Source organism: Pseudoalteromonas sp. Z9A5 (genome assembly GCF_011378875.1).
In the GTDB taxonomy this organism is placed as follows: domain Bacteria; phylum Pseudomonadota; class Gammaproteobacteria; order Enterobacterales; family Alteromonadaceae; genus Pseudoalteromonas.
Map to the genome: position 1 here is coordinate 21,572 of NZ_WTLC01000019.1, position 21,118 is coordinate 42,689.

Annotated in this window: 18 protein-coding genes; 3 read left to right on the top strand and 15 right to left on the bottom strand. The window is 37.2% G+C overall.

The window, feature by feature from the left end; genetic code table 11:
- Positions 1 to 186 precede the first annotated feature (186 nt).
- From GQR56_RS11325 to GQR56_RS11355, 7 genes are all read right to left on the bottom strand, one after another.
- Positions 187 to 1,788 carry an L-lactate permease gene (locus GQR56_RS11325; RefSeq protein ID WP_166111412.1) on the bottom strand — a complete coding sequence of 534 codons (1,602 nt, stop codon included), beginning with the start codon at positions 1,786 to 1,788 and terminating at the stop codon, positions 187 to 189.
- A gap of 146 nt (positions 1,789 to 1,934) precedes the next feature.
- Entirely contained in the window at positions 1,935 to 2,579 is a 645-nt protein-coding gene (locus GQR56_RS11330; protein ID WP_166111415.1) for an MOSC domain-containing protein, read from the bottom strand.
- Between the two features lie 166 nt (positions 2,580 to 2,745).
- Positions 2,746 to 3,678: an alpha-E domain-containing protein gene (locus GQR56_RS11335; RefSeq protein ID WP_007585221.1), complete on the bottom strand. Its 933-nt coding sequence runs from the start codon at positions 3,676 to 3,678 to the stop codon at positions 2,746 to 2,748.
- Position 3,679: 1 nt separating this feature from the next.
- Positions 3,680 to 5,134: a circularly permuted type 2 ATP-grasp protein gene (locus tag GQR56_RS11340; RefSeq protein WP_166111418.1), complete on the bottom strand. Its 1,455-nt coding sequence runs from the start codon at positions 5,132 to 5,134 to the stop codon at positions 3,680 to 3,682.
- A 47-nt stretch (positions 5,135 to 5,181) separates the two neighbouring features.
- The gene (locus tag GQR56_RS11345; RefSeq protein WP_024590933.1) at positions 5,182 to 6,060 is read right to left on the bottom strand and encodes a transglutaminase family protein; all 879 of its coding nucleotides are present in this window, start codon (positions 6,058 to 6,060) and stop codon (positions 5,182 to 5,184) included.
- Positions 6,057 to 8,576, bottom strand: coding sequence for a circularly permuted type 2 ATP-grasp protein (locus GQR56_RS11350; RefSeq protein ID WP_166111421.1), 2,520 nt, complete (start codon positions 8,574 to 8,576; stop codon positions 6,057 to 6,059). Before GQR56_RS11350 ends, GQR56_RS11345 begins: the two co-directional genes overlap by 4 nt.
- A gap of 112 nt (positions 8,577 to 8,688) precedes the next feature.
- On the bottom strand, positions 8,689 to 12,000 hold the full coding sequence (locus GQR56_RS11355; protein WP_024611322.1) for a transglutaminase family protein: 3,312 nt from the start codon (positions 11,998 to 12,000) through the stop codon (positions 8,689 to 8,691).
- A 759-nt stretch (positions 12,001 to 12,759) separates the two neighbouring features.
- Between GQR56_RS11355 and GQR56_RS11360 the strand changes: the two genes are divergently transcribed.
- On the top strand, positions 12,760 to 13,527 hold the full coding sequence (locus GQR56_RS11360; protein WP_166111424.1) for an SHOCT domain-containing protein: 768 nt from the start codon (positions 12,760 to 12,762) through the stop codon (positions 13,525 to 13,527).
- 68 nt (positions 13,528 to 13,595) lie between these two features.
- Positions 13,596 to 14,768, top strand: a complete 1,173-nt coding sequence (locus tag GQR56_RS11365; RefSeq protein WP_166111429.1) for a putative zinc-binding metallopeptidase — start codon at positions 13,596 to 13,598, stop codon at positions 14,766 to 14,768.
- Positions 14,769 to 14,950: 182 nt separating this feature from the next.
- On the opposite strand, the gene GQR56_RS11370 is transcribed toward GQR56_RS11365, so the two are convergent.
- Positions 14,951 to 15,406, bottom strand: coding sequence for a PACE efflux transporter (locus GQR56_RS11370; RefSeq protein ID WP_206018155.1), 456 nt, complete (start codon positions 15,404 to 15,406; stop codon positions 14,951 to 14,953).
- A gap of 127 nt (positions 15,407 to 15,533) precedes the next feature.
- Here GQR56_RS11370 and GQR56_RS11375 point away from each other — a divergent pair, with 127 nt between their 5' ends.
- On the top strand, positions 15,534 to 16,439 hold the full coding sequence (locus tag GQR56_RS11375) for a LysR family transcriptional regulator (protein ID WP_166111432.1): 906 nt from the start codon (positions 15,534 to 15,536) through the stop codon (positions 16,437 to 16,439).
- A 67-nt stretch (positions 16,440 to 16,506) separates the two neighbouring features.
- Here the strand turns inward: GQR56_RS11375 and GQR56_RS11380 are convergent, their stop codons facing one another.
- From GQR56_RS11380 to GQR56_RS11410, 7 genes are all read right to left on the bottom strand, one after another.
- On the bottom strand, positions 16,507 to 16,908 hold the full coding sequence (locus GQR56_RS11380) for a hypothetical protein (protein ID WP_166111435.1): 402 nt from the start codon (positions 16,906 to 16,908) through the stop codon (positions 16,507 to 16,509).
- 290 nt (positions 16,909 to 17,198) lie between these two features.
- Positions 17,199 to 18,500, bottom strand: coding sequence for a hypothetical protein (locus tag GQR56_RS11385; protein WP_166111438.1), 1,302 nt, complete (start codon positions 18,498 to 18,500; stop codon positions 17,199 to 17,201).
- A 151-nt stretch (positions 18,501 to 18,651) separates the two neighbouring features.
- Positions 18,652 to 19,110 (bottom strand): molybdopterin synthase catalytic subunit MoaE, encoded by a 459-nt coding sequence (moaE, locus tag GQR56_RS11390; RefSeq protein WP_166111441.1) that lies wholly within the window; start codon positions 19,108 to 19,110, stop codon positions 18,652 to 18,654.
- On the bottom strand, positions 19,110 to 19,409 hold the full coding sequence (locus tag GQR56_RS11395; RefSeq protein ID WP_166111444.1) for a MoaD/ThiS family protein: 300 nt from the start codon (positions 19,407 to 19,409) through the stop codon (positions 19,110 to 19,112). The genes moaE and GQR56_RS11395 overlap by 1 nt, the downstream gene beginning before the upstream one ends.
- Entirely contained in the window at positions 19,387 to 19,857 is a 471-nt protein-coding gene (gene moaC, locus GQR56_RS11400; RefSeq protein WP_024593775.1) for a cyclic pyranopterin monophosphate synthase MoaC, read from the bottom strand. Before moaC ends, GQR56_RS11395 begins: the two co-directional genes overlap by 23 nt.
- 1 nt (position 19,858) lies before the next feature.
- Positions 19,859 to 20,398: a molybdenum cofactor biosynthesis protein B gene (gene moaB / locus GQR56_RS11405; protein ID WP_024609783.1), complete on the bottom strand. Its 540-nt coding sequence runs from the start codon at positions 20,396 to 20,398 to the stop codon at positions 19,859 to 19,861.
- Complete coding sequence (locus tag GQR56_RS11410; protein ID WP_050581964.1) at positions 20,395 to 21,117, bottom strand: molybdenum cofactor guanylyltransferase; 723 nt, start codon at positions 21,115 to 21,117, stop codon at positions 20,395 to 20,397. The genes moaB and GQR56_RS11410 overlap by 4 nt, the downstream gene beginning before the upstream one ends.
- Position 21,118: the final 1 nt, after the last annotated feature.

A 21,118-nucleotide genomic window follows, 5' to 3' on the forward strand; every position in this document is an offset into this window, starting at 1 on the left:
TCGAAAATATTTTCCACTGGCTATTTAAATTTAAATTATAAAAATAAAAAGTGAAAATTTTCTTAAAGATATGACATTGTAAAATTCTATATTTTAGAACATTTACTCTCGTGTATAAGAGTAAACTGAACTTTTTCCTTTTTTAATACTTGGAAATCACACGCTTTATAGTACATAAATAATTTGTTATGTTTGCATACTAAACAGTAAAATAGCCCCGACTAATGCTGTAATAACACCATAAATTATCATCGGAAGTATGGTTTTTTTAATAATATTGCCTTCTTGGTTAACAATACCTAAAATGCTGCTAACAGCAATTATATTATTAATACACACCATATTCCCCATAGCTGCTCCCGCTGATTGCAATGCCAATACCAATGTAATAGGTAAGCCAACCTGCTCAGCAATACTTAATTGAATACCACCAAACGTTAAGTTTGAAACTGTTGATGAGCCTGAAAAAAAGCTACCCAAAGCCCCTAAAAACGCAGCAAAGTAAGACCAATTATCCCCGGTTACATTTGCAAATGCATTAGCAATAAGAAAAATAGGTGACTGCTCGTCGCCAAGCATCATAAAGTTCACCATAATTAACGCCCCAATAAGTGAAAGCAAAGGTAACTTAATGCGCTGTCCAGTATCTACAAACGCTTCTTTTACTGTACCTGCAGACATTTTAAGTAATGGGATCGAAATGAGTACAACTAATAAAAATGGAATTAGCGCAGGTACATACAACGCTTTATATGACCAGTTAACCGATGTTTGTAGTATATGCTCAACCGATAAAACCAGCGCTTGGCTTACACTAAAATAGGTGCCTGCAATATCAAAACCAAACCATAGACTATTATTATTTAGTAATCCTTTAATACCCAGTTGTTCAATTCGCGTCACAATTAAAATAACAATGAGCAATATTAGAGGAAACAAAGCAATAAAGAGTGGTTTAAATGGCACTTTTTCGCCTTTAGGTAAATCGTTGTCAACTGACTTTAACCCTATATCGGCTTTAGCCAATACAATACTGAGCATTAAACCAATCGCTCCACCAAGGAGAGAGGGAAATTCGTAATTCCAATTAGCTAAAAGGTAGTAAGGTAAAGTACAGGCCAAAATACTTAAGAAAATAAAAGTAATATTACCTCGTATAAGTTGCCAGCTAACAACAAACCTAAGTGCAATAATAGGAATTACTAGCCCCGCAACAAGGTTAATTAAAGCGGTTTGACTCGACACCGAAAGTAACTGCTCTGAGCTCAGATTAAGTGCCTCTAACCCAAACCATATCGGTGTACCAACAGCGCCAAAAGACACCGGCACTGAGTTCATAATTAAAGCAAGTACAGCAACTTTAAGCGGCTTAAACCCTAACCCAACAAGCATAGGTGCAGCGATGGCTGCTGGTGTACCAAAGCCAGAAGCGCCCTCCAACATAAAAGCAAATGCCCAACCAATAATCATTAGCTGAGCAACCGCATTTGTACTTATAGAGTTAAGCCACGCTGTAATGACTTTTTCAGCTCCCGAAAAAGCCAATATCCGGTTTAATAAAATAGCCCCCGCAATAATAGATATAGGCGTTAATACCGAAAGTGCCCCAGCAATCGTATTAGCTAACAGTAAGCGTATATTAGTTTGAAAATAAAAAAGTTGAATTATACCCACTAGTAAGGCAATTATTGGTAAGGCTATATGCGAAGGTAAAGCAGCTTTTTTTGTCATTAACCAAATTAATAATACAATTGGAAACGCTGATATAAGTGTACTAACGAATTCCATTTTACTTTTCCTCTGCCAGCGTTAAAAATATTAAACTTAATCTAAAGTAACTATATTATATATTTAGAGCACTAGATGGATTGAAGCAAAAATCAGACTGGATCAAATAACAACCTAGCATTTAAAATCCAATATTTTTATAAACCTTAAATAGACAGCTTCTTTTTAATTTTTTCTTGCCATTCTAAAGCGAGCTCTGGCAATGTTAGTGCTTGTAAAAGTACGTCTTCATAACCTACATATTTTTTATCAAAAAACGCCTGAAACAGCCTTTTAACTGATATGTCGTGCGAGACTTTCTTCTCGATAACAACACTATCACCCGTTTTTGCAACGCCCTGCTCTAGTACCCTAAAATAAACCCCAGTACAGTAATGCTGGGTAAACAGTTTGAGGCTATTTTTATTATTAAGCGCAATAGCCAGTTTAAAACAGGGTACTCGAGGCTGACTTACCTCTAACAGCGTAGTGCCTACACGAATATGGTCACCTATGTGTATATTTTCTTCATCAAGGTCTGTAATCGTGAAGTTTTCACCAAAAATCCCAAAATTTAAATTTTCGTTTTCAAGTGTTTGTTTCCAGTAGTCGTAATGATTGTGCGAAAAAGCATATACCGCTTTATCTACCCCGCCGTGGTTAACTAAATCTGCTTGCTCGTCACCTATAATATTTAGCTTTTCAATTACTACAGGCTCGTTAGTTGGAATTTTAAATATTCCCGTTTTAACCTCTTTACTATTGTGAACCACTGTTTTTATTTTTGAGATGTTGGTTGAGATTATTTTCATTACGATACCAAAGACTGAGAAGGTGAAGATTGATTAAGCAGATATTTGAATTAGTATAAATAAATTTGATCAAAAAAATAACTACTAAAAGCTAAGTAACCTGAATTCTGAATAATAAATCTATTTCAAACAGAGTTCAGGTTAAGTAGTCATTTTAAAATATATTTTATTCGGCTTGCTTTAAAAAATACGTCTCGGCTAGTCCATTATGTATTCCAGCTAAGTCTATCTGTATTTCATCGATAAAGTCATGCAACAGACCATTTTTAAGTACTCGTACGTCTTTATTTTCTAACTCAACAATTGCATCATCAATAGATTTAATAATTTCTGTTGAGTTTGGCAAAGGTAAAACCAATGCTTTTAATTCATTCATACAAAATAAAATAGATCGTGGGAATACTTTGCTGTGCATCACAAATTCTATTACATCAGCACGTTGTACGCGTACGCCCATTTCTTGGCGATACATTTGATAAGCACTTAATGAGCGCAATAAACTGATCCACTGAATATTATCAAACGGCTTCACTTCTTCTTCATTAGTAATTAACGTAGCAGAGCGAATATCTAAAATTCGCGATGTCATGTCTGCGCGCTCTATAATCGAACCAAAGCGGATAAAAACATAGCCCTGATCATGATTAATTGTGGCATCTAACGCCCCAAATATTTGATGGGCTGAATCTATAATCTTTTTTAAATAATCAAAACGTCCGCGCTTTGTTATCCCTTCTTTTTGATTATCTTTTACATAATAATAAAGAGAGTTAATTTCTTCCCATACATCTCGAGGTATTACATCGCGGATTGTACGCGCGCTTTCTCGTGCCGAAGTAATAGAGTTTAAAATTGACGAGCTGTTATCACTACCAACAAGTAAATACCTTAATGCTTTTTGTTCAGTAAAATCAGTATGGTTTTCTGAATACGCTTTACGTACACCAATAATATCAATTAATGGCTCCCAGCCGGTACATACGCCTTTGGGTAAGTCCATCATCAGTAAATTGTTAACGTTAATTAAACGAGCCACATTTTCCGCACGCTCAATGTATCGAGATACCCAATATAAAGTTTCGCCTACTCTTGATAACATATTATTTAGCCTCTTCGTCAACAATCCAAGTATCTTTACTGCCACCACCTTGTGATGAATTAACCACCAAAGAGCCTTTAACCATAGCAACACGCGTTAATCCACCAGTGGTAACTTGCGTATCTTTACCTGATGATAAAATAAACGGTCTTAAATCGGTATGTCGACCATCTGGTTTATTGTCATCAAATGTTGGTACTGTTGATAAATCTAATGTTGGTTGAGCCACCCAGTTTCGTGGATCCGCTTTAATTTGAGCAATACACGCTTCTTGTTCTTTTTTAGTCGATTTAGGGCCAATTAATAATCCATATCCGCCAGATTCATTTGCTGGTTTAACAACAAGCTTATCGATATTTTTAATCACATGGTCGCATTCTTTCGGGTCTAAACATTTGAACGTTGGGACATTAGCAAGTTTAGCTTCCTCGCCTAAGTAGTACTTAATCATCTCAGGTACATAGGCGTAAACTACTTTGTCATCAGCAACACCTGCGCCTGGTGCATTAACCAAAGCAACATTACCTTTAGACCAAGCACGCATTAATCCAGGAACGCCAAGTTGGGATTCTGGTAAAAAGGCTTCTGGGTCTAAAAACAAATCATCTATACGACGATAAATAACATCAACTCGTTGTAGCCCTGTGATTGTTCTCATGTATACACAGTCATCTTTTTCAACAACTAAATCGCGCCCTTCTACCAGTTCGCAACCCATTTCTTGGGCAAGGTAACAATGCTCAAAATAAGCGGAGTTAAACACCCCAGGAGTAAGTACCACAACTTCTGGTTTATCTTGTGGACGAGGCGACATTGCCGCTAGCATATCAAATAATTGTGAAGGGTAATCATCAACAGGTAAAATCGATACTTGCTCAAATAATTCAGGGAATACACGCTTCATTACAGAGCGATTTTCAAGCATATAAGATACACCAGAAGGAACACGCAGGTTATCCTCAAGCACATACATTGTACCGCTACCATCGCGTACTAAATCTGAGCCACAAATATGCGCCCATATTTTATTTGGCGGGTTTATCCCCACGCATTGCTGGCGAAAGTTAACTGATTTTTCTAGTAATCCTTTTGGAAAAACACCATCTTTTATTATTTTTTGGTCGTGGTATAAATCATCTATAAAAAGGTTAAGCGCTTCAACACGTTGCTTTAAACCAACCTCTACGCTTTGCCATTCTTTTTTACCAATAGTACGAGGAATAATATCAAACGGCCAGGCTCTATCAATCATATTACCTTCGTTGTAAACCGTGAAAGTAATACCCATTTCTTTAATAGCTAAATCAGCAACCGCTCTGGCTTTTACTAATTCTTCTGCTGATAAATTAGCAAAAAATTGTGCTAATTGTGTCCCATGCGATCGAACGTTTCCTTGTGCATCAATTAATTCATCAAAGAAACCATTTGTTTGGTACGCTTTCCAATCAATTTTCATACACTCTTTCACCTTATCCATCATAATATATGACGTAGTTAAACTGCCTATTCCATTCGAATCATATCAACCGCTACATCAAGCAATTGACTACCGCCACCAAATACCACTCCTTTTAAAGGAGTTACGTCAGAAAAGTCTCGCCCTACGGCTAGAGTAATATGCTGATCGCGAGGTAAAACATTATTTGTTGGATCAAAATCAACCCAGCCAAAGTTTGGCACAAATACCGCAAACCATGCATGAGTTGCATCTGCACCTTCTAGCTTTTCTTCGCCTTCTGGCGGCATGGTTTCTATGTACCCACTTACGTATCGACCTGCTAACCCTACGCTGCGTAAGCATGCAAGCGCAAAGTGTGCAAAGTCTTGGCAAACGCCCCTTTTTTGTGCAAAAACAGTGCTCAAAGGCGTACTAATCGTTGTAAAACCAGGATCATAATGAAATTCATGAAAAATTCGTGCCATTAAATCTTTGCATGCAGAAATTATATTTTTGTGTGCATCAAACGAAATTAATGCGTATTCCTTAATTCCTTTATCTATTGGAATAAGTTGTGAAGGTAGTACAAATTCAGACGTTTTTAATAACTCCGCCGTATTTGGTTTAACCAATAAATCACGTACTTTTCGCCATGCAATATCAACACTCTCTAAATTACTATTAGCGCCGACTAACAGCTCTACCTCACTGATCATCGTTACTTTAAGTTTTTTATGCTGTATTGCTATTTCAAACGCTGTTACCTGATTATTAAAATAATCAGTAAATGTTTGTAAGTAAGTCGGTGTAGGTTCAATTTCTACACGACTACTGTGGCATATTTGCCCGCGATTCGTTTTTGGCGTTAATCGCGCTTGGTTTTGACACAAACTAACAAAGTCTGAATAGTTGTATGTAGTCGAGTGCTTTATTTTATATTTCACGATTGAGCTTGCTCAATATTAGTCCAGTTCAATTTATTTGCCGTTTGGGTATGAGAAAAATACTGTAGTAGTAATACATCACAAAATGTATCTAAGTTCATACGCGTATTATGGTTAAATTCGATTAACTGGTTACGTTGTCCATTTTCACTTTTTTGTAGGTAATCTTTCTCAGTTACATAACAACTTGTTTTAGAAAGTAAAATTGCTTTTTCGTGTGCCGCAATTACGCCTTGTCTGCGTTTTGTGGGTAAATGCTTACACAACTTATTAATTTCCTCTAACTGAAATAATAAAGAACGTGGGTATTCAGCATCTAAAAGTAATAACTCAAGCCCTGTACCAATGGTTTGATACATTCTGTATCGGCGCTTATGCGTAACTAAACTAACTTGGCAACTTAGCACTGCTTCAAGTAAGCCAAGCTCTTCGGGCTCGTCTAACTCTTTGGTTAATAAAGCCGCACTTAGTGATGTTATTTGTAAGCTACGCTCTACTCTTCTGCCCATTTCGAGTAAAAACCAGCCGTTACTATTTGGCATACAATCTGTAATCGAGCCATTAAAAGCCATAATTGAGCCTATAACTCTATCTAGGCTGCTTTGCATTGCACGCGTTGGAATATTAATATTTACATTTTTAAATACTTTAATTTGCTCATTAATATCATCAATTATTCGGCGGCTATCATGAGATAGTAATTCTTGAATTTGCACCGACGCATTAGCAATGTACTTTAATGTATTAATAATACTGCCAGCGCATTGCTCGTCTGCAAGGAGTTGAAAAGCAGTTTCTTTAGACAGATTTACATCAATGCCATCTAGTTTTAAATCAGGTTCTATATAGGGATAAACAATATATTGCGACCTAATGGCATTAGAAAGCCGTGCAACTATACTTTTTCGTATTGAATCTGGGTAAACAGAAAACTCTGTATACTTGTCTATAAAAATACGCAATATACGTATGGTGTTTTCGCAGCGTTCTAAGTATCGACCCAACCAAAAAAGGTGCTCAGCCGTACGGCTCGAAATAACCCCTTCGAGTAGCGTTACATCCATTCTTTTTCTAATTGGCACCGGTGGATTATGCTCGCCTAAATCAACTCTATCGGCTGTATTTATCCATGTATCTTTGATCCAACCAGATATTCTCGGGTTGTTACTTTTTTCGTTCGAAAAACACAGTGCTGAAGGAAGTACTTCTACGCCATTTTCTGTGGTTAATGCATAGCATCTAAACACCACTGGCTTGGAGATTAATTGCCCGTCATGCCAAAATGGTGCACTGCTAAAAGAAGGTTTTTCTTGGAAAAAGTAATTATCGGGTTCTTTGCTAATAAGTAGCTTTATTTCTTGCTCGTCTAGCACTCCATCTAACTTAAGTGTAGGGTCTATAGCAGATAGTAGTTCGAGGTTATTCCAATCAACAGCTTGCGCTTCTTTTACACTTAAATAATTTGGCTCACCTAACAACAGCGGTTGCTTTAAAATTTGCTGCGATAACTTTTCTAAGTTGCACTTTATTGAAGGTGACGAGAGCACACCGCTACCAAACGGGTTTAAAACCTTAACCGACCCTTGTCGTACCGATTGTAATAAGCCCGGAATACCATGAAGTGAATATTCAGTTTGCTCTAAAGAGTCAATACAACGATCAGAAACCCAGCGTAAAATGACATTAATTTTACCCAAGCCTTGTAACGATTTTAAACAAACGTCACCACCACGTACGGTTAAGTCGGCGCTTTGTACTAATGTATAGCCAAAGTAGGTAGATAGGAATGCATGCTCGTTGTAATTAGGGTCATCAATTCCTTGGGTAAGGATTACAATTCGTGGGTCATCCATATAGTGGGTATATTCATTAATACCCTCTTGGAATAGGTTTAAAAACTCTTTAATTTGCTGAACATTACATTCGGCAAATTCTTCAGCCATTACACGCCTTGCAATAATACGGCTTTTAATTAATAGCCCTAAGCCTAACGGGCACTGACAGTGATCGCTCAGTACTTTAAATTCGCCTGTTGGCGTGCGGTAAACATCTAGTGCAGTAAAAAAGAGTGTTAATTCGTTATTAGGTAAACTAAAACCTTCGCGTAAGTAATTAGGGTCTTGAAAAAGCTGCTTTGCAGGAATATGACCATCAACTAATAATGTTTGGTCACCGTAAATATCTTGCTGAATTTTATTTAATAAAAGGGTTCTCTGTTTTATTCCCTCTTCGAGCAATGCCCAATCAGCTTTAGATAACATAAATGGCAATGGGTCGAAATGCCACTGCTTATTGCTTTCATTTTTAATATTGCCATTTTGTAGCAATTGGCTAATTTCTGTAGCGCGGCTACTAACATCATCTGCTGTTAGGCTAGCTAAACGCTTAAATAAAGTATCCCAATGGTCTGGGTTTAAACCACTGTGGTTTGCTAGTTCATCATGTCCATGTGATTTATCAAGATATAAAGACAACCACTCAGGCAATTCCGGCATCGCGTTATTGTTAATATACAAGCTGAAAGCGCTCCAATTTATAGTAAATAGCCGTGTTCATAATGATGCTTTAAAAATATTTAGTCATTCCACTTTAAATAATTTCAAAGTGGAATGACACAACTATCAATTATTATTTAAAGTTAGGCTGCCTGCGTAAATCCAAGGTATTTGGATAATCAGGATTACTACTTTCTTCATCAGGTACCACGTATTCACTTGCACTTTGCGCCGATTGAAAACTATGCGTAACCGCCGATGGGCTCCAGCTTGGTTCTGCTGATGCAAGTAACGATGGTGTATGCCCATGCTCCCAAAATCTTGCAACTCTGCGCCCTTCAGCTTCAAATGCATTAACCGGTAGCGTTTCAGGATTACGACCCCCAGCATGGCTCACATGATATACAAAGCCTCCAACTGAACGACCTTCCCACGTATCGATTAAATCAAAAACTAATGGAGCATGTACGCCAATAGTTGGGTGAAGCGCTGTAGGTGGTTGCCAAGCTCTGTATCGTATACCCGCGACCATTTCATCTTTTGCTTTACCTTTAACCGGTTTAAGCGGCACTCTTCGACCATTACACGTTACAACATAGCGATCGCTCATTGTTCCTTGTACTTTTATTTGTACTCTTTCTAATGACGAATCTACATAGCGCGCCGTACCCGACGCACTTGCCTCTTCGCCTAGTACATGCCAAGGCTCGATTGCGGTTCTAAGCTCAAGTGTAACGTTATCAAGTTCTCGCGTTCCACATACCGGAAACCTAAATTCAAAAAATGGATTTAACCAACTTAACTGAAATTGAAAACCTGCCTGTTGTAAATCGCGGCTTACTTCAGCTAAATCGTTTTCTACATATTGTGGTAATAAAAACTTATCGTGTAACTCTGTACCCCAACGTATTAATGGCTTGTGGTAAGGTTTTTTCCAAAACCAAGCAAGTAAAGTACGCAACAGTAGCATTTGCACTAAACTCATTTGTGAATGTGGAGGCATTTCAAAGCCTCTAAATTCTACAATCCCTAAACGACCTGTGGCTGAGTCGGGTGAATAGAGCTTATCAATACAAAACTCTGCTCTGTGTGTATTACCCGTTAAATCCACTAATAAATTACGCAGTAGCCTATCAACTAACCAAGGCTCAGGCACCTCACCTTCGGGCATATGCGAAAAAGCAATTTCTAGCTCGTATAAAACTTCATCACGGGCTTCATCCACTCGCGGTGCTTGGCTTGTAGGACCAATAAAAAGCCCCGAAAATAAATACGACAAACCAGGATGATGCTGCCAATAGGTAATAAAACTTCTTAAAATATCAGGTCTACGTAAAAATGGGCTTTGCTCAGGTGTTTCGCCACCAAGCGTTACATGGTTACCACCACCAGTACCAGTATGGCGACCATCTGCCATAAACTTATCGGTACCTAATCGGCATTCTTTTGCTAAACCATATAGCGTTGTGGTTCGACTGACTAATTGATCCCACGATGTTGAAGGATGAATATTTACTTCAATAACACCTGGATCTGGCGTTACAGCGTATTTTTCTACGCGGCTATCTTTAGGTGGACTATAGCCTTCAATAACAAGCGGCATTTTAAGTTCTTTAGCCACACTCTCTATACTACTTATTAAACCCATGTAATGTTCAAAATGACTTGTTGGTGGCATAAATATATATAAACGCCCCTCTCTCACTTCCATTACAAGCGCAGTTTTAACCATTTCTTTACCAATAAAGCCCTTTTTAAGCTTTTTAGCTTTGGTAAAATTTTCTGGAATATCAAACGGGTCGCGGTCAATAATATTGCCGCTCCACTCAAGGCTGTCTAAAGGTAGGCGATAACCAAGTGGTGATTCACCCGGTAATAAAAAACAATGACCCCGTTTAAACTCCCACGTACACGACTGCCAACAGTTTTTACTATCGTTCCATTTTAAAGGTAGAACATAGCCAACAGGCTTTTCTATGCCTTTATCCATTTTAGCTAAAAAGCCTTTTCGGCTCATTGCATGGAGAAGTTCTGGTTGATCTGGCTTTATTTCGGTAGGTAATGAGGCTTCTTGCCACATGTGATATAAAATATCTTCATAAGCCGTAGTAAGTGCCTTGGTTTCAAGACCAAGTGAGTCACACAGTTTATCAGCAAACTTTTTAGTATCGGTATGATCGAATTTATAATCTTTATTAGGATCGGCTAATAGTGCAGCATCTTGCCATAAAGGCTCGCCGTCTTTGCGCCAATAGCACGCATATTGCCAACGTGGTAATGGCTCACCCGGATACCATTTACCTTGTCCGTAATGAGTAAAGCCACCTTTTGTGTATACTTTATTCATTTCTACAAATAAATTTTGAGCTAATATTCTTTTTTCTTTACCATCGGCATCAGTATTCCACTGAGGATGTTCCATATCGTCAATAGAAATAAACGTAGGTTCGCCACCCATAGTTAAATGTATGTTTTCTTCATTGTAAACATTATCAACGTGCTGACCTAAGCGGTTAATTGCCGCCCACTGCGCCTCAGAATAAGGCTTAGTAACACGTGGGTCTTCGTGTACACGCGTTACTTTATTATAAAAACTAAACTCAGATTTACAGTCGTCTATACCGCCTGTTACCGGCGCTGCCGAGCTTGGCTCTGGCGTACACGCCAAAGGAATATGACCTTCACCAGCAAATAAACCCGAGGTAGGATCAAGCCCTATCCAACCTGCACCCGGAATATACACTTCGGTCCATGCATGCAAATCGGTAAAGTCTTCTTCTGGACCGCTTGGACCATCTAGTGATTTTTGATCTGAGGTTAGCTGTACTAGGTAGCCCGATACAAATCGAGATGCTAACCCTAAATGACGAAACAGTTGTACTAACAACCAAGCAGAATCACGACACGAACCTGTTTTTTTACTTATTGTTTCGTTTGCCGTTTGCACACCGGGTTCTAGCCGAATGCCATAGCCAACTAATTCATAAATAGCTTGATTAACAGCCACTAAAAAATCAACGCTTCTAAGTGGCTCTTTAGGGTTTAAAGACTCAATTAATTCTTTAAATTTTGGACTGGCTTTTCGTTTTTTTAAATAAGGAGTAAGTTCTGACTTTGAAATAGCATCGTAAACAAATGGGAAGTTTTCGGCGTAATCTTCTAAAAAGAAATCAAATGGATTAATAACCGTTAGTTCGGCGACCAAATCAACTGTAAAACTAAATTCGGTAGTAGGCTTGTTAAACACCACCCTCGCTTGGTAATTACCAAAAGGGTCTTGTTGCCAATTTATATAGTGATCTTCTGGAACTATTTTTAAAGAATAACTTTTAATTTTTGTACGGCTATGTGGCGCTGGACGTAATCGGAATATATGCGGTCCCATATTGACTGACCGATCGTATTTATACTGAGTATGGTGCGAAATTCCAACTGTAATTGTCATCTATTAATTCCCCTTTAATAATGTATAGCCACAATATAACGCTAAAATATATTACTTGGCCTAATTCAACTTGTGCAATTTTTATACCAGCAAACTTATAAATTAGTGCTCCTCATCCATTTGCCGACTCATACACAAAGCAACGCCGTGCATAAAGGTTTTGACCAAATTAATAGAAAAAACACACCAACTCTGTAAATATTAAACTTAGTGTAATTTATACCATCAATTTTAGATTTTTAATGGTGCAGATAATGCACCAAAATAGTGCTTAAAAATAACTTACAATTAAAACTAGTTAATTTAAAATATTGAAATAAAACAAATAATGTTAATTTTTTAAAATACTTACTCCGTTATTTATAACGCTAAACGGGTATAATTAAAAGTATTTATTTATAGTTTAAAAATCATTAAAAATAATCATTAAATAGTAAGAAATAGTTCACAATAAAGCTGCTGTTAAAGTAAGTAACGGTGCTATACTAGATCGATTTTTAACCGCTTACGTTACAGCAAAACTAACAATCTCGATGAGATAAAACAAGCAACTTTTAATACAAAGATGCTTGTTTTAAAGATTAGTTTTGCAGCGGTGTGTTTTAATTTCAAACAAAACAGAACACGTCCAATTTGAAAAACCAACACATCCCACTAACCTGTTAATTTTTCATTATCATCAATGCTAAAGGTAATGCAGCACTAGCGTATTTTCAGATTTTTTAAATCAACCCAATCTACCTAATAGGATATTTTCTTATGCAAAAGTTAACGGATGTCGGTGAAAACTTAGTTAATGGTATAGCATCTCGTTATAACCTCAGCCACGATGCAGTACTACACATGTTAGTAAGCGTTAATAACGGCGGTGGTTCTATGGCTCAGTTTAATTGCCCAGAGCTTGGTGGTTCTGGTCAATGGATGCGCGGCGGAATGACTATGGTTGGCGATATGTTTAATAACGGCTTAAAATCAACCGTTGATAACTTATGCAATGAACTCGCTAATGTATTAAATAATAATCAAATATTTCCGGTTATTCCTGCAGGAACGCCTGGCAGCAATCAATGGTGGCCAGGTAATTTAGGCAGCCCATTCAGTAGTGGAGCGCAAAATAATATTCGCTACGCTATTTTCCCTAATCGCTTAGCCGTTGAATTAAATGGACAAGTGAGCGTATACGACACGCTAGATCACAATATTGGTGGAGTCAGCCAACAGCAAGGCAATAATACCTCTCTTACATTTAACAGTCAGTGGGGAACAATTAATGTAAATACCCTGCCATTAATTTCAGGACAAACGCCACCGGCTCCTCAAAAAGACTTTACACAGCAAGTAACGCAGCCGAATTTTGCATCATTAACACCAAATCAAGTTGAAGCACCTGTTAATAATACAATAGCGCAATATTCGGTAGACGAAACACTTCAAATTATTGAAAAGCTGGCACAACTTCGCGACTCTAATGCGCTTAGTGATGATGAATTTAATATCAAAAAGTCTGAACTATTAAAAAGGATTTAACTACTATCCTCAAATAGCATAACGCTAACTAAAAGTGGTTTATACAGTCTCTTTTTATTCGGTAACATATGAAAACATTTAAATGTAATTGCACAGATCAACTTATTTTATTTTTTGAAAGCAGCCATTGTTTGGCTTGTGGCAGAACCGTGGGTATAGACGACGAGTTCGACCAAGTTGAACCGTATGAAATCGATGAACAATCGGGGCTGTTTTACAAAGCAGAAGCGCCTGACGTTTTTTATAAAAAATGTGATAACAACGCTCAGTATCACGTATGCAATGGTATGGTTAATTTAGACACATTTATACCTGTTGCCGATAAAGACGAAGTGCTGTGTTTTTCGTGCCGCTTTAATGAAACGGTGCCCGATTTAAGTATTGTTGAACATATTCCATTATGGAAAAAAATGGAGACAGCAAAACGTCGCGCTTTGTATACATTAAAATCATTATCACTCCCTTTAAATACAACGATTCAAGAACCTGAAAGCGGATTAAGCTTCGATTTTATAGCAGACCGTAACGTAAGCGATCACTTTGTAAGCCCTATTATAGGTCAAGACGTTGTATTTACAGGACACGATTGCGGGCATATCACTATAAACCTAGCCGAGGCAGACGACGTAGCACGCTCACAAGCTAAAATAGCAATGGGCGAGCGTTATCGTACCTTACTTGGTCATTTTCGCCATGAACTTGGTCATTATTATTTTGATCAACTAATTGCAAATTCACCAAAAAAACATACTTTATGTAAGCAATATTTTGGTGATGACGAATTAGATTACCAGCAAGCGCTCGATACTCATTACAAGCAAGGTGCGCCAACTAACTGGCATGAAACCTTTATTAGTGAATACGCTACTATGCACCCCTATGAAGACTGGGCAGAAACATGGGCGCATTACATGCATATTATCGATACGCTAGAAACAGCCAAAAACTTTTCAATTACAGGCTCAACAACGGGTAATGAGTTTGAATTAGATGAAGCAGACGAGCTTCGATTGCCACAAAGTGCTTATTACTTTAATTCACAAACATCGATTGATGCTATTTTAGATACTTGGATGGAATTTTCGATTATTCTAAATTCACTAAATCGCAGCATGGGACTTGCCGATGCCTACCCATTTGTACTAACTCAAGCGGTGCGAACTAAGTTATCTTTCATCCATCATGCTATCCATAACAGGCTAAATTTAATGCCTGATTTGGTGAGCCAAGAAAATAAGTAAATTAAAGACGGTTATTTTAATCCGTTAAAAATCTACACGCCACTTACACTCATAATGATTCTTTCATGCGTGGTAAGTGGCATCTAAAAAATTTTTACTAATATAGATGAATGCGTAAATACGATTTATAAAATCATATTTTAGGTAATTTAAACAACTAAAGTTAAGTTAATTAAGCTCTACTAACTATCAATCAAATTTGTATGTACTAATTTTTTTGATTGTAAAATACTAGCCCGCACATGATCATAGATTAAGTTAAAAGCAAATGCGAAAACTGTAATAAAAAAAGTTACGCCTATATCCATTATTAATGCTTCCCATAAGCCAACGTTTAAAATGTACGCCATTACAGGAATGGTAAAAACGAGTAATCCTCCTTGAAATAAAAGCACATGAAAAATACGAAATAATAATGAGCGCTTCTCTTTTGCACCAGTTGCTACTTTGTCAAAAAGGCAATTAAAAATAAAATTCCAACACATCGCAATGGTTGCAATTATAATCATGGTGCCCGATAAAGCCGATATTGCATGATCTGTAAATACAGCCAAACCAATAATCGATAACGTTACCGCTAATACCTCAAATAAAATAGCCTGTAATACCCGCTCCAACGCCCCCATCTTTGAACTCATAACCAACCTCTTTATGCCAAATAATTAAAGAAATCATCATGACATAATTTAATTATCTACAAAGTTAGCAGCCATCACCTTTAGTGATAAGATGGGCAAATAATTACTCATTTTTAAGTTAAATGGTATGTATAGTTTTGAGCAACTAAAAATTTTTGTAACAGTGGTAGAAACAGGATCTTTTTCGGCAACAGCCCGAAAGCTAAACCGTGCACAATCGGGAATTAGCCAAGCTATTTCTAATCTTGAAATAGCGATTAATCAAACATTGTTTACGCGTAATAAAAATACACCCAACTTAACAAGTAACGGTAAAGCATTGTTACCAATTGCATACTCTATACTCCATCAGCAAAAATATTTTGATCAAAAAGTAGATGCATTAGCACAAAATTATGAGCATGAAGTAATTATAGCTATAGATGAAAGCCTAAATAATCAAGATATTTTAAAAGTGATTACCCCACTTGCTGATCAGTTCCCTGTTACTAATTTTGAGATAATATCTGCAACAACATACGATATAGAAAATCTGGTAAAAACAGGAAAAGCACAACTAGGTATCATATATAGTGATGGTGAGCTAAAGGTAGATATGGATTTTTTTCTATTGGGGCAAGCTCGGTTTTTAACGATTTCATCACCAGTGCATCCACTCGCAACGCTAAAGTCTGTAACAAGCAGTGACTTAAAAGCCCATAGGCAATGTGTTCATCGCAGCCTTAATCAAAAAGAGTTATGGTTTAGCTACGCAATCAGTTCTAGGGTTTGGTATGCAAATACACATCAGACGCTTGTCGACCTAGTAACCCAAGGAATTGGCTGGGCACTTGTACCAGAGATGGCAATTCAAAAGCATTTAAATCAAAGTGAAGTTATAACACTGCCCGTTACACATGAACAAGGCGGTTGGCTAACTCCTGTAGGATGCGTGGTTTCAAGGAGCCAAGCATCGGGTCCCGTTCTTCAAAGCTTAGTAAATCTTTTACAACAATACTTTTTAAAAAATGATGGCTGGGAGCTAAAGCTTTAATGCTTGCAAAGCTTTAATTAAATTAGTTTACTGATTAACTCAGTAAACTATTATATAGACAGCTTAGTTAATCGTTTTCGCAAGATTCTAAACCAACTCGATAAGTTGATATTATACCTGAACCACTATGCTTATGAAGTGCAGTAAAAGCGCTATAGCTAGGCTTATAAGATACAGAGTAGCTCATGTTTAATTGCGAACCATAGTTACCACAGCAATTAGAACTAACAGATGCATCTTGGTTTATAATTTTAAAGTCTTCTAATTTATAAGTTTTAGCAAAAGCTAATAACTGTTCCGTTTTTTCTTGGTATATAGCACCTACATCAACATCTTCAGAAGATTTTATATTTTCCATGTAATTAAGTGATGCAACATCTCTTACTTTACATGTTTCCTCTGTCGCTGAATCGGCTGCAAATACTAATGATGGGGCCGTGATAAGCAGTATAGATAGAAGGGTTTTCATAATGACATCCTATGTAATTAAATTTCCATTATTAAATCTTAAATGTAAGATTTAATTATTGCCTGTAACACTATTTTTAATCAATCGGCTGCATTTTATCAGTAACGATTTTTCTATTCAACATCTTAAATATGCAGGATATTAAGTGAAATATTTAAGATTTTTTATTTTTTATAATTCTTATTTACTATATTCTTATTTTGTATATTTATAACAGCAAAGGTTATACCCACTATTTACAGAAACCCTAAACTCTACTTTATTTAAACTTATAAATTCGTAAGATAGGATTATTCCTTTAGTCTGTTTATAATTTTTTCTTGATAAGTACTTACTGTAGAAAACTTTTGTATCGGAACAAATAAATCCGCGAGCTTTTCGTTTGAGATATCAGAGATATTAATCCCTTTATATAAAATAGGCGCATTATTTTGTCTGGTTAAATTATCCGACAGTAAAAGATTTAATTTCACTGTACGTGCTAACTCTTCTTGATACAGAAAAAATTCTCTTAAATGTGTACTGACTATATCGTCTGGTTTTGATCTGTCTATCATCAAAATTTCGTCAATTAATCGGTTTAACCTGCTGCGAGACTCTATTGCTTCGTCGAGAATATCTAACCAATTAAGCTCTGTACTTGATAGTAAAGCTAAAAAATACACCGTTCGAGCTTTATTGTAATTAATAAAACCAGGCCACATAACATCTTCGCTAGATACTCTAAGTGCTTTATCAAACTGCTCAGCGGCAGATTTAAGATACATACTTACTTCTTCAAGTATTGATGGCTCTATAGTATTAATATTTTTTTGAGCCAACTCTAAACCATCAATCGACAAAATATCTACAGAGTTCATATTTAGCGACTCTCGTAATAAATGCATGCCTTTTTTGTTGTAATACAAACCTAGGTAATTATGGTAAATGGTTTTTGTCACTGGATTACGAAGAATTGGACCTCTCACATGAAGTAAGTCTGCATGAATATTAAAATTATCATCAGCCACAAAACTTTGGTAAGAAACAACAGCTTTAAATAGCTTTATTGTTTCCGTTATTTGAATTGAATTACCTTTACTCACCGAGTGCAATATTTCACAGCGCCTATCAACTTCTGACAAAATTGTACCCATACGCTTTTTATAAAGCACTTTGTTAGTTTCTGATGCATTAAAAACAGCTGGAAATAAAACAATTAGGTCAATTATATACTGAAGGGTATCGGCAAAAAGAACGGCGGTTTCTGACTCTTTTTTTAGTTTATGCTCAATAGAGTCAAAAATTTCTTTCTCTAGTGTATTTTCATCTTGGGACTTAAACTGATTAATTAACTCTGGAAGTGAGGTTACGTAATTTTCATTATCTAAAATGTTACCTTCCATTTTACTAATGTTATTTACACTATCAATTGATGTATATGTTCTAACAGTAATAAATAAAGCTAATACGGCTATACAAAAGCTTACTGTTGATATGGTAAAGCTTAGTAAATCTTTACCTTCTTTTAAATCATATACCCATACAGCAAGAAAAGCTGAAAGTAGAACAAGTAATAATATTGTAAAGTATAACATTTTTGATGTGCGCATATGTCTTCCAGACTTGGGTCGAGCTAACAATCTAATATTGCTGATTTATAACACGAAAAACGCAGACTTCACACGCAAACTGAGAGTTACATAAGTTATTTATTATCGAGCTGTGAAGCCTTTACTGAACGTAAATAATTAAATATTTTTATCACCCTTCCCACTTGCCCAGCGCTTGTTTGTCACTTTGTTTAAACTCAACCCAATTTGATGAGTCTTTAAAGTGCTCTTTCTTCCAAAGCGTGGCGTGGTTTTTTAAATAATCCATTATAAATTGTGCGCCTTCGAACGCGGCTTGGCGATGGCGGCTGGTCACGCCTACAAATACAATTTGCTCGCCAAGTGCTAAGTAACCAACGCGATGAATAATGCATATTCGCGCCAATTGCCAGCGAGTTTGTGCTTGCTCTGCAATAGATTGAAGAAGTTGCTCGGTCATACCAGGGTAGTGTTCAAGCTCAAGTGCAATAACGTTATCGCCACTGCTGAACTCTCTTACCAAACCTGTAAAGGTGACAACAGCGCCATCGCTTTTATTATTACTACAAAGCGCATTGTGCTCGTCACCTACATTAAAATCATCGGTTTGTACTTGAATATGTATGCTCATTAACCACCTGTAACCGGCGGGAAAAAGGCAAGCTCATCCCCTGCTTTCACTATTTCGTCGCTTGATGACATAGTTTGGTTAAGCGCTGCAAGTAGCTCACGCTCCTCCAGCCACGGTTGCCAATGCGGGTATTGGCTCACTAATCTTAATTTAAGCTCTGAAATAGTAAGCGGCTGCGTAATCTCAAGGCTTAATTTACTGCACTTTAACCGCTCTTTTAGTTGCCCAAAAAACAATAACTCTACTTTTCCGGCGCTAGATATAGCATCGTTTGGATTAATCGCGCTGCCAACTGCCATTTTTGCCCCCTGCTTTTTGAGTAACGCGCATGCCGCTTATTTCCATTAATGGGTCGGCTGCTTTACACATATCAAACAAAGTAAGCGCAGCAACAGATACCGCTGTTAACGCTTCCATTTCTACGCCAGTTTTACCGGCAAGTTTGCAGTAGCTGGTTATTTTAATTTGGCTGTTTGCTTCATCAAGTTCAAAATCAACAGCTACTTTAGTAAGTGCAAGCGGATGACAAAGCGGGATTAAATCGGCGCACTTTTTAGCGCCTTGAATACCCGCAATACGTGCCACGCCTAACACATCGCCCTTTTTGTTTTGATTAAGCATTACTTGTTCAAAGGCAAGCTTGCTCATGCTAATAAAGGCTTCAGCTGAGGCATCGCGCAGGGTTACGTCTTTGAGCGATACATCAACCATATTAGCTTGGCCGTTTTCGTCAACGTGGCTTAACATACTATTGCTCACGCGATTCACACTTTTTACCAATGGTAATGTGCGGTGCAAAGTTACACGGTTTATGCATTGAGTTAAGTTGATCTTTTATAATGCCTGTCCACGCTGTTTTACATGCGCCTGTAGAGCCTGGCATACAAAAAATAACGGTGTTGTTAGCAAGCCCTGCCAGTGCACGTGATTGAATAGTTGAGTTACCAATTTCACCGTACGATATATGTCTAAATAGCTCACCAAAGCCGTCTACGCTTTTATCAAACAGCGGCGCAAATGCCTCAGGTGTTGAATCACGTTCGGTAAATCCTGTACCACCAGTCACTAAAATAGCGTGAATCGTGTCGTCGGCTATCCACTGCGATGCAATAGCGCGCATTTGGTAAACATCATCTTTTACAATTTCTTTATCCGCTAAGTGATGACCCGCCTCAGTTAGCGCTTTAATTAAGTAATGACCAGAAGTATCGGTAATCGCATCGCGCGTGTCGCTTACTGTAAGTACGGCAATGTTTAGAGGTATTTGTGTATCGCTTGTGTGGCTCATAATGTTCTTCTCAATTGGTTAATGCTTAGGTCAAAATGCTCATTTACAGCTTTAAATTGCGCCGGTGTATTGGTGTTTATTAATGCATGCGCTTTATTACATAAAAGCGTTTGCACACCAATGCTTTGGGTAAACTGTTTTATTGATTTATGACTGTTTGCGTTTGTGAGTATGTGTTTTAAATGATTTTTTACACTGCTTGTATTACGAATATACAGCGGTAGCGGTTCATTTTCAAAGTGCCAAGCATGTATTTGTGACTGATTTAATTGATTGCTCACACTTTGTACGTTATTTGTCTGAGAAGCCAGCACTATTGTGCTTAACAAACTACTCGTAAGCAGTGGCATATCTACCGCAGTAATAAGTAAATCGTGATCGGTGGCTATTAATGTTGAGTAAATTCCGCCAAGGGGTCCACTGTTTGGGTATATATCTTTAACGTACTTTTCTGAGGGATAATCGCTCGGCGAGTAATGGCTCGATGACTTGACTGGATTTGTAATATTGCGGCTTATCAGTATGTTTTTAGCGCCTGCGTCTTTTAATAAATCACACGCATTGTGCAATAGCGTTTTATTTTTTAAAACTAAATCGGCTTTGTCTGTGCCCATTCTTGATGACTTACCACCAGCAAGCACAACGCCTGTAAAATCTCGCTTAACTTTTATATTAGATTTTATATCAGCTTCTATATGACTATTCACATCAACTCCCATA

Excerpts from the sequence above, each read along its gene's own strand:
- GQR56_RS11325 (WP_166111412.1), bottom strand. The coding sequence starts at position 1,788 with ATGGAATTCGTTAGTACACTTATATCAGCGTTTCCAATTGTATTATTA.
- GQR56_RS11330 (WP_166111415.1), bottom strand. The coding sequence starts at position 2,579 with ATGAAAATAATCTCAACCAACATCTCAAAAATAAAAACAGTGGTTCAC.
- GQR56_RS11335 (WP_007585221.1), bottom strand. The coding sequence starts at position 3,678 with ATGTTATCAAGAGTAGGCGAAACTTTATATTGGGTATCTCGATACATT.
- GQR56_RS11340 (WP_166111418.1), bottom strand. The coding sequence starts at position 5,134 with ATGAAAATTGATTGGAAAGCGTACCAAACAAATGGTTTCTTTGATGAA.
- GQR56_RS11355 (WP_024611322.1), bottom strand. The coding sequence starts at position 12,000 with ATGACAATTACAGTTGGAATTTCGCACCATACTCAGTATAAATACGAT.
- GQR56_RS11360 (WP_166111424.1), top strand. The coding sequence starts at position 12,760 with ATGCAAAAGTTAACGGATGTCGGTGAAAACTTAGTTAATGGTATAGCA.
- GQR56_RS11365 (WP_166111429.1), top strand. The coding sequence starts at position 13,596 with ATGAAAACATTTAAATGTAATTGCACAGATCAACTTATTTTATTTTTT.
- GQR56_RS11370 (WP_206018155.1), bottom strand. The coding sequence starts at position 15,406 with ATGAGTTCAAAGATGGGGGCGTTGGAGCGGGTATTACAGGCTATTTTA.
- GQR56_RS11375 (WP_166111432.1), top strand. The coding sequence starts at position 15,534 with ATGTATAGTTTTGAGCAACTAAAAATTTTTGTAACAGTGGTAGAAACA.
- GQR56_RS11380 (WP_166111435.1), bottom strand. The coding sequence starts at position 16,908 with ATGAAAACCCTTCTATCTATACTGCTTATCACGGCCCCATCATTAGTA.
- GQR56_RS11385 (WP_166111438.1), bottom strand. The coding sequence starts at position 18,500 with ATGCGCACATCAAAAATGTTATACTTTACAATATTATTACTTGTTCTA.
- moaE (WP_166111441.1), bottom strand. The coding sequence starts at position 19,110 with ATGAGCATACATATTCAAGTACAAACCGATGATTTTAATGTAGGTGAC.
- GQR56_RS11395 (WP_166111444.1), bottom strand. The coding sequence starts at position 19,409 with ATGGCAGTTGGCAGCGCGATTAATCCAAACGATGCTATATCTAGCGCC.
- moaC (WP_024593775.1), bottom strand. The coding sequence starts at position 19,857 with ATGTTAAGCCACGTTGACGAAAACGGCCAAGCTAATATGGTTGATGTA.
- moaB (WP_024609783.1), bottom strand. The coding sequence starts at position 20,398 with ATGAGCCACACAAGCGATACACAAATACCTCTAAACATTGCCGTACTT.
- GQR56_RS11410 (WP_050581964.1), bottom strand. The coding sequence starts at position 21,117 with ATGGGAGTTGATGTGAATAGTCATATAGAAGCTGATATAAAATCTAAT.